The 12,118-nt window shown below is 62.7% G+C and carries 14 protein-coding genes; all 14 read right to left on the reverse strand.

Annotation, left to right across the window (positions count from 1 at the left end):
- Window positions 1-21 precede the first annotated feature (21 nt).
- Window positions 22-954: an AEC family transporter gene (locus ACMRQN_RS01775; protein ID WP_418733566.1), complete on the reverse strand. Its 933-nt coding sequence runs from the start codon at window positions 952-954 to the stop codon at window positions 22-24.
- A gap of 182 nt (window positions 955-1,136) precedes the next feature.
- On the reverse strand, window positions 1,137-2,357 hold the full coding sequence (locus tag ACMRQN_RS01780; RefSeq protein WP_418733567.1) for an LL-diaminopimelate aminotransferase: 1,221 nt from the start codon (window positions 2,355-2,357) through the stop codon (window positions 1,137-1,139).
- Window positions 2,358-2,508: 151 nt separating this feature from the next.
- Window positions 2,509-2,931, reverse strand: coding sequence for a potassium channel family protein (locus tag ACMRQN_RS01785; protein WP_418733568.1), 423 nt, complete (start codon window positions 2,929-2,931; stop codon window positions 2,509-2,511).
- Window positions 2,928-4,292: a chloride channel protein gene (locus tag ACMRQN_RS01790; RefSeq protein ID WP_418733569.1), complete on the reverse strand. Its 1,365-nt coding sequence runs from the start codon at window positions 4,290-4,292 to the stop codon at window positions 2,928-2,930. Before ACMRQN_RS01790 ends, ACMRQN_RS01785 begins: the two co-directional genes overlap by 4 nt.
- A gap of 243 nt (window positions 4,293-4,535) precedes the next feature.
- Window positions 4,536-5,342 carry a 3-deoxy-7-phosphoheptulonate synthase gene (gene aroF, locus ACMRQN_RS01795; protein WP_418733570.1) on the reverse strand — a complete coding sequence of 269 codons (807 nt, stop codon included), beginning with the start codon at window positions 5,340-5,342 and terminating at the stop codon, window positions 4,536-4,538.
- The gene (locus ACMRQN_RS01800; protein WP_158049070.1) at window positions 5,339-5,620 is read right to left on the reverse strand and encodes a chorismate mutase; all 282 of its coding nucleotides are present in this window, start codon (window positions 5,618-5,620) and stop codon (window positions 5,339-5,341) included. The genes aroF and ACMRQN_RS01800 overlap by 4 nt, the downstream gene beginning before the upstream one ends.
- Window positions 5,621-5,830: 210 nt before the next feature.
- Window positions 5,831-6,718: a radical SAM protein gene (locus ACMRQN_RS01805; RefSeq protein WP_418733571.1), complete on the reverse strand. Its 888-nt coding sequence runs from the start codon at window positions 6,716-6,718 to the stop codon at window positions 5,831-5,833.
- 517 nt (window positions 6,719-7,235) lie between these two features.
- Window positions 7,236-7,562, reverse strand: a complete 327-nt coding sequence (locus tag ACMRQN_RS01810) for a hypothetical protein (protein ID WP_418733572.1) — start codon at window positions 7,560-7,562, stop codon at window positions 7,236-7,238.
- A gap of 7 nt (window positions 7,563-7,569) precedes the next feature.
- Entirely contained in the window at window positions 7,570-8,535 is a 966-nt protein-coding gene (locus ACMRQN_RS01815) for an undecaprenyl-diphosphate phosphatase (RefSeq protein ID WP_418733573.1), read from the reverse strand.
- Window positions 8,536-8,725: 190 nt separating this feature from the next.
- Window positions 8,726-9,055 (reverse strand): phosphoribosyl-AMP cyclohydrolase, encoded by a 330-nt coding sequence (hisI, locus tag ACMRQN_RS01820; RefSeq protein ID WP_418733574.1) that lies wholly within the window; start codon window positions 9,053-9,055, stop codon window positions 8,726-8,728.
- Between the two features lie 48 nt (window positions 9,056-9,103).
- A complete protein-coding gene (gene hisF / locus ACMRQN_RS01825) occupies window positions 9,104-9,868 on the reverse strand; it encodes an imidazole glycerol phosphate synthase subunit HisF (RefSeq protein WP_276996170.1) in 765 nt (254 codons plus the stop codon).
- Between the two features lie 3 nt (window positions 9,869-9,871).
- Complete coding sequence (gene hisA / locus ACMRQN_RS01830) at window positions 9,872-10,609, reverse strand: 1-(5-phosphoribosyl)-5-[(5-phosphoribosylamino)methylideneamino]imidazole-4-carboxamide isomerase (RefSeq protein ID WP_418733575.1); 738 nt, start codon at window positions 10,607-10,609, stop codon at window positions 9,872-9,874.
- A 38-nt stretch (window positions 10,610-10,647) separates the two neighbouring features.
- Window positions 10,648-11,508, reverse strand: a complete 861-nt coding sequence (locus tag ACMRQN_RS01835) for an imidazole glycerol phosphate synthase subunit HisH (RefSeq protein ID WP_418733576.1) — start codon at window positions 11,506-11,508, stop codon at window positions 10,648-10,650.
- A 9-nt stretch (window positions 11,509-11,517) separates the two neighbouring features.
- The gene (gene hisB, locus ACMRQN_RS01840; protein WP_418733577.1) at window positions 11,518-12,111 is read right to left on the reverse strand and encodes an imidazoleglycerol-phosphate dehydratase HisB; all 594 of its coding nucleotides are present in this window, start codon (window positions 12,109-12,111) and stop codon (window positions 11,518-11,520) included.
- Window positions 12,112-12,118 lie beyond the last annotated feature (7 nt).

The following is a 12,118-nucleotide window of genomic DNA, read 5'->3' on the forward strand; positions in this document are numbered from 1 at the left end:
TGTCTTTTAGCGCCTTTCCCATCACAGCGCAAGAACTGCCGCAACGAATGGCACCGTCGCCACGCTTGCTATGATGGTGGCGACGGAAAGCACCGTCGCATACTCGCTTTCTCCTCGTGCGCCATGCCGCTCGACGCACAGGGGGACGAGCGTTGTCGCCGGCATGGCCATCATCACGATGAACGAGACGGCAAGGCAGTGGTCGATCGGCAGGCCGCACGCGAGAATCGCCTTGCCTGCGATAATCGGCATGGCGACCATCTTCACCGCGATGCCGACGTAGAGGTCGCACGACAGGAGCGCCGAGCGAACGCTCGAGAAGTAGCACATCGCCCCCAGGCAGATCATGCAAAGCGGGCTCGCCGCAGCTCCGATGGTCGAGAGTGTGCTTGCTAAAAAGGCGGGAAGCCGCGCTCCCGAGAGAGCGATGGCAAACGTCGCGAATATGACGACGATGTTCGGGTTGAGGAAGTTCCTCGCGCTAAACGGTGTCTGGCGGGTCCGGGCGGTGGCGAGCCTGAGGCCATATGTCCAGAAAACAGCCTGGTCAACAAGCATGAATAAGGCAAGGTCGACCGCTCCTGTCTCGGGATAGATGGTCGAGAGCAAAGGCAGGCCGATAAAGCCCGTGTTCCCGAAGGTAAAGATCAGCCGGAACGTTTTCGACCGCTCCGCATCGAGCCCGAGCAAGCGCGCTGTGGGAAAAAGCACCGCGGTAATGACGAGGTAGAATACCGCTGTCAGCGCCGCCATGGGCGCATGGGCCATAAGAACCTCGCGCGTCGCGTTGCTGTAGATGAACGAGAACAGCATGATGGGCAGGAGCACATTCGTCGCAAGCGCGATGATATCGGAGAGCGTCTCGCGGCGGATGATGTCGATTTTCTCCGCCAGGGCGCCGATAGCGAGCATGATGGCGAACGAAGCCATCTGCGCAAGGATCGTGCCTGCCATGCGGGCCCTCCTTTTCCCTGTTCATCGACTTCTCGCTGCCAAGGCAGCGTGTTCTTGACAGTAAAAAGCCCCAGGAGCTGCCTGGGGCTTTCGTTCGTGCGGCTCCTACGATACGCAGATGTGCGGCCGATGGGAAGTCGTTCAAGAAAAATTGAGTGGCTCTTGAAAAGCGAGCGGCGTCGCTACGCCATGAGCTTCTTGATGCGCTCCATCGCCTCTACGGTGGCGTCGGCGTCGCCGAAGGCGGTCAGGCGTACGTAGCCCTCGCCCGAGGGGCCGAAGCCCGCGCCCGGCGTGGTGATGATGTTCGCCTCGGTGAGCAGCTTGTCGAAAAACTCCCAGCTCCCCACGCCTTCAGGCGTCTTGCACCAGATGTAGGGGCTGTTCACGGCGCCGTATACGGTGAACCCGGCGGCTTCGAGGCCTTCCTTGATCACGCGCGCGTTGTTGCGGTAGTACGCAAGCGTCTCCTCGATCTGGCGCTCGCCTTCCTCGGTGTAGATTGCCGCGGCGCCGCGCTGGATGATGTAGCTCGCGCCGTTGAACTTCGTGCACTGACGGCGGTTCCACATGGCGTTCAGGCTCTGACCGTCGCGCTCGAGTTCCTTAGGAACCACCGTGTATCCGCAGCGCGCACCGGTAAATCCTGCAGTCTTCGAGAACGAGCGGAACTCGATGGCGCAGGTCTTGGCACCTTCCACCTCGTATATGGAGTGCGGCACGCCCTCCTCGGTGATGAAGCGCTCGTAAGCCGCGTCGAACATGATGATCGAGCCGTTGGCGTTCGCGTAGTCAACCCACACCTTCAGCTGCTCGGCGGTGAGCACCGTGCCCGTGGGATTGTTCGGGCTGCACAGGTAGATGACGTCCGCACGGCCTTCGGGAAGCGCAGGGCAGAAGCCGTTTTCGGCGGTGGTGGGCATGTAGGTGATGTTCGTCCAGCGCTCGGCTTCGGCGTCGTAGTCGCCCGCACGGCCCGCCATCGCATTGGAGTCGACGTAGACGGGATACACCGGGTCGCATACAGCGATGACGTTGTCGACGTCGAGGATGTCGCCGATGTTGCCGCAGTCGGACTTCGCACCGTCGGAGATGAAGATCTCGTCGTCGGCGATGTCGACCCCGCGTGCGTGGAAATCCTTCTCCGCGATGACCGAGCGCAGGAAGTCATAGCCCTGCTCAGGGCCGTAGCCGTGGAAGGTTTCGGTGCGCGACAGGTCGTCGACGGCGGCGTGCATGGCCTCGATGACGGCAGGTGCGAGCGGGCGCGTCACGTCGCCGATGCCCATCTTGATGAGCTTCGCCTCGGGGTGCGCCTCGGAATATGTTGCCGTGCGACGGGCGATCTCGGAGAAGAGATAGCTGCCCGGAAGTTTCTGGTAGTTCGGATTGACCTTAGCCACGAAAGTGCTCCTTGTCGTTTCGGTTCCTGCAAGCGGCGGATGCCGCGTCGCGCGGGCCCGCCTTCGCGCCCACGCTTCTGTGTCGCCCTCCATTGTGCCGCAGATTGACCGAGCACGCGCGCAATTTAACGTTAACGCCAGTGATTTAACATTATCGCGTGCGGCGGTATTCCTTTACTCGTTTGGAGAACGCGGCCAGCTCCTCGGGGGTCATCTCGTCGAGGCGTTCGAGGTTGGCGGCGAAGTTGGCGAGCGTGCCTTCTTGGCGCGCCTTGAGCGCGGTCGTGCAGTAGCTCACGACAACGCCGGTGAGAAGCGCGATGTAGAAAATGCTCAGGACGCTGAGCACTACTGCCGCCACGCGCGCTACCGGTCCCGTCGCGTTCACGTCGCCGAAGCCGATGGTCGATACCACTTCGAAGGAGAACCACGCCCCGTCGCCGAAGGTGAGGGTTTCGGGGTCGGCGAGCCACACGGCTGCCGAGCATATGAGGAAGGCGATCGCGAACACGCAGGTGATCGGCCCGAACCCTGAATGTCTCAGCACGTCCACGAGCATGCGGAAGTTGATCATTCGCCTGCCTCCTTGGTTTCTCGCAGGGCGTTCTCCTTCTCCTGGGCGCTCCGCTGCGGCTTGGAAGGCGCAATCGTCTTCGGAAGGGGAATCGCCGCCCCGATGGCCGCAGCCGCGATCGTGACGACGACGCCCTTCACGGGGAAGCACATGATCAGCAGCAGCGCCGTCATCACGGGCTGGCGCATGACAGCCCCCATGCATCCCGCGGTGCACGCGGCCACGCACGACACGGGATCTGCACCGGTGAGCAGGGAAAAGCCGTATCCAATGCTCACCCCTGAGAAGATGAGCGGGAAGAAATGGCCTCCGCGCCAGCCCATCTGGATGCAGAACGGGGTGAGCGCGGCCTTTACGAGCCCGGTTGCGATGAGCGCGCCCGCCCCGATTGCAAGGTAGCTATCCATCAGCAGGTGTGTTTGCGCCTCGCCTGCGAACATGGTGTAGGGCAGCGCCATGCCGCATACTGCGAGGACGATCCCGCCGAGCACGGCCTTCGTGACGGGCTGCTCCCCCATGCGGCTTGCAAGTTTTCCCGATGCCCAACTCGATACGTGGAAGGCCCATCCCGCGGCGCATCCGAGGAGGGCGGCCGGTATGACAAGCGCGGCTTCGAGCGCGCCCACTTCCATCCCCGTGAAGCGCGGCAGGCCCATTCCTCCCCCGAACACATCTCCGAGCAACAGAAACGCCGCGAGCGCACCTGCGATGGCGCACAGGTAGACAAAGGTCTTCTGGGCGCGCGGCAGCTTAATATCGACGTCGTTTTCGCCGTCTTTGGGTGCGTCCGCCGTCCCTGCAAGCGGGGCCACAAAGCCGTACAAGGGGGCGGTGAACAGGGCGGTTAAGGCGGCTTGCGTGCCGATGGTGGTGAGCGCGCGGAAGTCGGCGCCGAAACGCCGCATCCGATCGCCGACCCAGGTGCAGAGCCCTGCGATCACGCCGGTGAGCCCGGCCTCGGGTCCGATCGACCCGCCGAACAGCAGCGGCAGAAGCGCCGCGAGCGAAAGCTTGCCGATGCCCTCGTAGCTGTAGCGGCCGTTTTGCTTCACCTTGGCCATGACCTCGGTAAGCTCTTCGGGCCGCGCGCCCGTCTTCTTGTCGAAGTACCCGATGAGTAGCCCGCCGACGATGCACACGATAAGCGGATACGGCAGAAAGCCGAACGGCCCCTCCGCAAGCCCTGGCAGACACGCATCCGCCGCCTGGCCGATGAGCGCGGGCAGCGTGGCCCAGAAGAGCTCGATCCCCTTGTCCATCAAGAAGAAGAACGCCCACACAAAAGCGCCGGCAATCGACCCGGTTACGATGACGCAGAGCACGAAGAGCGCGCGGTTGATGGGTTTGGAGAAGTTGGTCATGCAGCTCCGATTAATCGTAGGCGAACGCGTGCCATTGTAGCATCCTCGCGGTTTGCGGGAGGGGGGATTGCCTGGAAGCGGGCTTTCCTGCCGAGGGCTCGCTTCCAGGCGCCCGATCATAGGGGGAGGGCTCGGGTTTCCCGCTTGCTTCGGGGAGTCTTTTGCGGCTCGCTTGTCCTCAAAGAGCGGGAAGACCGCTCGAGGCGGCCTTCCCGGTTACGTCATTTTGCTGCGCTCAGCGCGTTAAACGATCTTCTTCCCGAAGACTGCGGCGAGTTCGCGCAGCTCAGCAATAAGGTCGGTGAACTGGGCGGGCGTTAGCTGTTGCGGACCGTCGGAAAGGGCCGCGGGCGGGTTCGGGTGCACCTCGATCATGATGGAATCGGCGCCGACCGCCACCGCCGCCTTCGCAAGCGCGGGCACGAGGTCGCGCACGCCGGCCGGATGAGACACGTCCACGCAGATGGGATAGAGGCTCTGCTTGTGGATGACGGGCACCGCCGAGATGTCGAGCGTGAAGCGCGTCGCGGTCTCGAAGGTGCGCAGGCCGCGCTCGCAGAGCACGACGTTGTCGTTGCCCGCCATGGTGATGTAGTCAGTCGCGGCGAGCCACTCGGCGATCGTGCCGGCGAAACCGCGCTTGAACAGCACCATCTTGTGCGAGTCCTTCGTCACCTTACCGATGTTCTTCAGCAGGCTGAAGTTCTGGAAGTTCCGCGCTCCCACCTGCAGGCCGTCGACGTAGGAGTGGACCATCTCGCAGTGCTCGGAGTCCATGACCTCCGTCAGGGTCTTCAGGCCGTACTTGTCTCCCCCGGCCTTCATGATCTGCAGCGCTTCCTCGCCGAGGCCCTGGAAGCTGTGGGGGTTGGTGCGGGGTTTGAACGCGCCGCCGCGGATCCAATGCAAGCCGAGGCTCGCGATGCACTCGGCGACTTCGTTGAACTGCTCTTCGCTTTCGACTGAGCACGGGCCGGCGAAGATGGTGATCTCGTCGGTCAGCGTTCCGTAATCGGGTAGTTTTTGGGACACGGTTTTCACTTCACTCATACGGACGGGGTCTCCTTCATAACCTTGAGAATTGCCTCGTAGATTTCTCGGAGGTTCTCGTTATACAAAGGTCCCTCGTTATAAGAATTGACGCGAGCGAAGATCTCCTCCTCGCGCTTGGGGTCGTAAAGCCCCATGCGGGCTCCCGGTTTGAGTCCGCGGATTACGAGCGAATGACCTGCGCGCTTGTTCAGAAGCGCAACGATTTGCTGGTCGATCTCGTCGATCTTCGCGCGGTGCGCTTCGATTTCAGCAAGCGACTTGCTTTCTTCTGGCATTGACGTTCCTCTCATGCCTCATTGCTTTAACGAGAATCTGCCCTGATGGGGCCACTCGTGTGCTTGACATGATAGCAAAAGAGAAGCCGTGGCTAACCCGAAAGCGGGTGAAATGGGGCGGCGAGCAGAAAATCCTAGTATTTGGATAGGCCTCGCACCGCTCGCGGTCTTCGGGCGCATGCAGGATCGTTGCCTTCTTGCGTGCCTCCGCTATAGTGCGCGGAAGCGGCTTCGGAGGAGCCTCATGTGCTCTTCGTTCATGATCTCAGCGCGTTGCTCCAGGTAGAGGATCATCTTTTCCTGGTCGCGCGGCAGTACGCCGTCGAAATGCACCATGTTGGTGTCGTGGCCGGCCTCGATAAAGGACGTGCATCCCGAAAGGCCTGCGATGAAGTCGCGAATCTCGAGCACGATCTCGCGTTCGGCTGCCGGGGCGAAGGCGCCCGATGCAACGTCTTGCGCGAGGTCGGCATTGTCGAACACGGTGAGCGTCATGATGTTGATGCGCAGCGGGTTGATGCGCGAGAAGACCTCGGCCGATGCGTGTGCCGCCTCAGTGCACTTCCCAGCGCCTGCGATACCGGCCAGGTAGAAGAGCGTGTAGTCGATGCCGACCTTGCTGAGCCGCGCGCATTGCTGCTCCAGGTCAGCCGCGGTATGTGGCTTGCGCATGAACTTGAGCGCGGGATCGTAGGCGCTCTCGGCTCCGATGGAGAGCCCCTGCACCCCGAGGTGTGCCCAGGTTGCAAGGTCCTCGTCGGTCGCGGCCTTCACGTCCGCTACGCGACAAAAGCCCCCGATTGTCTTCACTTCGGGCAGTTTCTCGTGAATGCGCTCGAGCAGCGGTATGAGGATATCGCGCGGCATGCCGAAGGGGTTTCCGCCGTAGAGGTAGATGCGCGTGGGTCTGCGCACGTAGGAAGCGAGCTCGTCGAGGTCGGCCTCCACCTCTTCGCGCGGTGCGGGTCGGTAGTCCTTCCCCGGCTTGCGGCACAGCGAGCAGAAACGGCAGCGGCTGTAGGAGCAGCCGATTTCCGCCTGAAGGATACCTGATGCCATCTCGTAAGGCAAACGATGCGGTGATTCGACGTAATGCATAAGGTCCTCCCAGCTCTTGAGGAAGCCCCGTGGCTTCCTACGGCGGTGCGCTACCCGTCAGGTTCTCGCGGCCAACCCATGGGCCTACCAGCTTTTCGGCCATCCGGTCCCCTATGGCCGTCATGCTTCATTGTGCTCCATGTTCGCGGTCGCGCGCAAGGAACAATAAACCCACCGCCCCTTTCCGACTCGCGTATCGACAATGTTTTGTCCGTGAAAAGTCGATTCCGAATAAGAAGACGTCTGCAGCGGGCGGTCGCGGGCGGCAGAATGGAGCACACCCCTTAGTTGGTGGTCAACTGGGAGAGTTGTGCGCTGCCCTTTCTGAGGATAATTAAATTCGCTCTTCGCTGAGCTGGGGTTTTATTTCAGAGAGTGTTTCAGGTAGTCGTAAAGGGCTCCATCGAGCAAAATAACGTCGCACAACTCTCCCAGTTGACCACGAACTTGGGGCTGTGGTTCCATTCCTAAGCCTCAACTCGGGGTTTGGCTTCGTCCCGCGCCAACTAAGGGTTTGCTACAGGCTCCACGATCTGATGCCGCGCACGGTGATGTCCTTCGCGCCGAAGAAGCTGCGAAGCCCCAGTTCTACTGCGTCGTCGTATTCCATTCCGCGCGCCACGAGGACGCTTCCCAGCTCGCCGTGAAGCTCGACGCAGCCCTTCGCGCGCAGCTTGTCCGCTGCCGCGTCGTCGACGAATCGCGTGGCCACCTCCGACAGGTCGACGCAGCAACCGCATGCGCTCGCGTGCTCGATGGCGATATGCCGCCAGCCCTTTTTGCGCATGTACGTCGCGAGTTTGGGCGTGTAGGTGACGCGGGGGATGTTCGGCTGGGATGGCATTGCGTCTTTACGGAAGCATGCCCATGGTCTCGAACGCGAAGTAGGCAAGGACGAGCACGCCCACGATGATGCGGTAGATGCCGAAGGCGGTGAAGTCGTTCTTCTTGATGTAGCCCATGAGGAACTTGATCGAGATGATCGACATGACGAATGCGGACACAACGCCCGTGACGAGCACGGCGATCTCGGTCGTGGTCATGGCGACGCCTGCGAGCACGAACTTCGCCGCCTTCACCGCGCCCCAGCCGAGCATCACAGGGATGGCCAGGAAGAACGTGAACTCGGCCGCCGCGGTGCGCGAGCATCCAGTGAGCATGCCGCCGATGATTGTGGCGCCCGAGCGGCTTGTTCCCGGAATGATGGCGAGCACCTGGAAGAGGCCGATCTTGAGCGCGGTCTTCCAGTCGATGTCGTCGACGTCGGTGATCTTGAACAGCTGCTCCTCCGCGCGGGCGTCGAGCTGCTCGCTCGTTGCGTGCGCCTGGGCGTCGACGCGCGCATGCTTGCCGCGCGGGCGCGGGCCGGAAAGCGCGAGCCCTGCGCGGGCCTCCTGGAAACGACGATGGTTGCGGCGTTCGAGCACGATGAAGACGATGCCGTACAGGATGAGCATCGCGGCAACGCAAACCTTGTTGTAAAAATGCTCGTTCACCCAATCGTCGAGCGCGAATCCAAACACCGCCGCCGGAATGCACCCGATGACGACCATGCCCCACAGCCGCCAGGTGCTTTTGCGCTGCGCCGGCGTCTTCTTGAAGCTGAAGGGGTTGAGCTTGTGGAAGTACATGATGATGACGGCGAGAATCGCGCCGATCTGGATGACCACGAGGAACAGGGCGAGGAACTGATCGGATACCTGCAGCTTCACGAATTCATCAATCAGGATCATATGACCGGTCGACGAGATGGGCAGCCATTCGGTGATGCCTTCGACAATGCCCTCGAGCAGGGCTTTCAGGATTTCGATAATCATGTATGAGCTTTCGTGCGTGCGCGATGCGCTGTTCGTCGCGCTCGGATAGGACCTATCGATTCTACCGAAGGTTGCCCGCCGCGCGGCGAAACAGCAGGAAGCGCACACACTGACGAGCCCTCGGGCGTGCGACAGCAGCGAGAAGGGGCGGCGCCAACGAAGCGGGTGACGGAGAGCGAGCCTCGGGGTTCTACCCCATCACGCGGTAGAAGCAGGTGGTGTTGCCCGTGTGGCAGGCGGGACCTGCGGGGTCCACCAGCGCGAGCAGGCAGTCGGCGTCGCAGTCGTAGCGCAGCTCGATGAGCGCTTGCGTGTTGCCGGACGTGCCGCCCTTGTGCCAGAGCTCCTGGCGGCTGCGCGAGAAGAACCAGGTTGTGCGCTGCTCCAGCGTGAGACGCACGGATTCTTCGTTCATCCACGCCATCATGAGGACCTCGCGGGTCTTCGCGTCCTGCACGATGCAAGGAATGAGGCCGGCTTCGTTGTAGGCGAGCTCGGGAATGCTGTCAATCACTGCCATGTATGTTAGTGTCCTTTCGGTTCGTGCGACACGCTTGCGACAAACACGTTACAGGCGTACGGGAATGCCTTGCGAGCGCATGTACTCCTTCACCTGGCGTACGGTCATCTCGCCGAAATGGAATACGCTTGCGGCAAGCACGGCGTCGGCTTCGCCCTCCAAAATACCCTCGGCGAAGTGCTCGATCTTGCCGACGCCGCCGCTCGCGATAACGGGAATGTTCACTGCGCGCGCCACGGCCCGCGTAAGGGCGCAGTCGAACCCGTCGCGGCTGCCGTCTCGGTCCATGCTCGTGAGCAGGATCTCGCCCGCGCCGCGCCGCGCCGCCTCTTGCGCCCACTCGACGGCGTCGATTCCCGTTGCCTTGCGGCCGCCGTGGACATAGACCTCCCACTTGTTGGGGTTGTCTGCCCGCTGCTTCGCGTCGATCGCACAGAGGATTGCCTGCGTGCCGAACGCAGTTGCTGCCTGCGTGATGAGCTCGGGGTTCGCAACAGCGGCAGAGTTCACCGACACCTTGTCGGCGCCCGCCGCGATCATCTTGCGGATATCGGCGACGCTTCGAAACCCGCCGCCGACGCAATAGGGCAAGTGCAGCTGCTCGGATGCTCGGCTGGCAAGCTCGACGGTGGTGGCGCGGTCGTCGCTCGTCGCTGTAATGTCGAGGAATATGACCTCGTCTGCGCGCTGCTCGTCATAGCGCTGTGCGAGCTCGATCGGGTCGCCCGCGTCGCGCAGGTTCACGAAGTTCACGCCCTTGACGACGCGCCCGTCCTTTACGTCCATGCAGGGAATCACTCGCTTGGCAAGCATAGCCTACTCCTTTGTGGCCGCAGCGCAGGCCGCGACGCCTTCCTCAACCGTTAAGGTTCCTTCATATACGGCGCGCCCGGTGATGACGCCCTCGATAGAGGAGGCAACCGGTGCGAGCCGCTCGATGTCGGATACGCTCGCCACACCCCCGCTCGCGATTACGGGATGCCCGAACGCCTCCGCCATCTGGACATATGCTTGCACGTCGAGCCCGGTCTGCATGCCGTCGCGTGCGATGTCGGTGTAGACGATGTGCTTAAAGCCCGCCTTGCCCATCTCGCGGGCCAGATCGCATGCCGCAACGCCCGAGCCCTCGATCCAACCTGAGACGGCGACTTCCCCGCCCTTCGCGTCGATGCCGGCGGTGAGCCTGTCTCCCCCTACGCGCTCCACGGCGGCGCGCGCGAGATCGGGGTCGTTCACGAGCGCGGTGCCGAGCACCATGCGCGCGGCACCGATGTCCGCGAGGCGCTCGAGGGTCTCGAGCGTGCGGATGCCGCCGCCGACCTCCACGGAAAGCGAGGTCTCCCGCACGATGCGCTCGACGATGGCGATGTTTTCGGGTACGCCTGTGCGCGCGCCGTCGAGGTCGACCACGTGAATCCATGTGGCGCCTTGGGACTCGAACGCGCGCGCCTGGTCAACCGGGTCGTCGTTATAGACCGTCACCTGGGAATAGTCCCCTTTGGCGAGGCGCACGGCATGGCCTTCCAGGATATCGATTGCAGGGAGAAGATACATGTCTCTGCGTTCCTTTCTGAAATCGGTGCAGCGACTGCTTAGCCGCGGGCGGCTATCGCCACGAAGTTCGCGAGCACGCGCGCGCCAGCGTCGGAGCTTTTCTCGGGGTGGAACTGCACGCCGAAGGCGCGATCGCCATACTGGACCGCGCTCGTGAACCGCACGCTGTGGGTGGTCTCGGCGATGGTGCGGGAACCTGTCGGCGCGATGTAGGAATGCGTGAAGTAGAAGTACTCGCCAGGCGCTATGCCGTCGAAGAGAGGGCAGGCGAAGGCGAGGTCGCTTCCTGGCTGTGGGGTGGAGTCAGGGAAGGCGCCGCCCGCATTTTCCGAGCGAAGCGAGGAAAGTTCGGGTTCAGCCTGTCCCCCATCGAGCAGTGCGGCGGAGTCGGGGGAGGTGCCGCGCGCAGTTCCGCAGCGAAGCGAGGACTGTTTGAGCACGGCATTTCCCCCGCCTTCGCCGCACGGAGGGACTGCATCGCCCCCGTTATACGCAGGCATCTCGATCGCGTTCCACCCAACATGGGGTACTTTGAACGTTTTTCCTTGCGCATCGCAGCGCGGCATGGCGACGACGGTGCCCGGCAAAAGTCCCAGTCCGCACGCGGGGTTGCCTTCAGGCGCGCCTTCCACGCCGTGCTCGAACATCAGGTGTTCGCCGAGGCAGATTCCCAAAAAGGGGACGCCTGCGCGCACGCGGTCGCGAATGGCCTCCGTCTGCCCGAGCTCGCGCATTGTCGCCGCCGCATCCGCGAAGGCCCCGACGCCTGGCAAGACGATGGCGTCCGCCTTGGCTATCTCGGACGCATCCGCCGTGATGAAGACCTCGCCACCTGCGGCAATGAGGCCGAGCTCGACCGACTTCAGGTTGCCCTTCTGATAATCGACTACCGCTATCATTCGCATCTCCTATAGGGCGCCCTTGGTCGTCGGCAGCGCATCGCCCATGCGCGGGTCGAGCTCGACCGCCTGGCGCATCGCGCGCGCCACCGCCTTGAACATGCCCTCGATCACGTGATGGGTGTTCTCGCCCGCGAGCTCGCGGATATGAAGCGTCACGCCGGCGTTTGCGGCGAAGGCGATGAAGAACTCCTTGGCGAGCGACGCGTCGAAGGACCCCACCATGACGGCTGGGATGTCGGCTTCCCAGAAGAGCTGGCCGCGGCCCGAGATATCGACCGCCGCCAGGATGAGCGCTTCGTCCATGGGCAGGGCGATCGAGCCGAAACGCCTGATGCCGCGCTTGTCACCAAGTGCGCTCGCAAACGCCTGGCCTGCAACGATGCCGACATCTTCCACCGTGTGATGGCCGTCAACTTCCAGGTCGCCCTCCGCGCGCACCGACAGGTCGAACAGTCCATGGCACCCGAAGGCGGTGAGCATGTGGTCGAAAAAGCCGATGCCGGTGTCGATGTCGGTCGCGCCGGTGCCGTCGAGGTCGATCGACAGTTCGATGTCGGTTTCCTTCGTTGTACGTGCAATTCGTGCGGTCCGCTCGCTCATGTGCACC

Origin of the sequence: Ellagibacter sp., assembly GCF_048412355.1 — a bacterium.
Taxonomy (GTDB): Bacteria; Actinomycetota; Coriobacteriia; order Coriobacteriales; family Eggerthellaceae; genus Ellagibacter.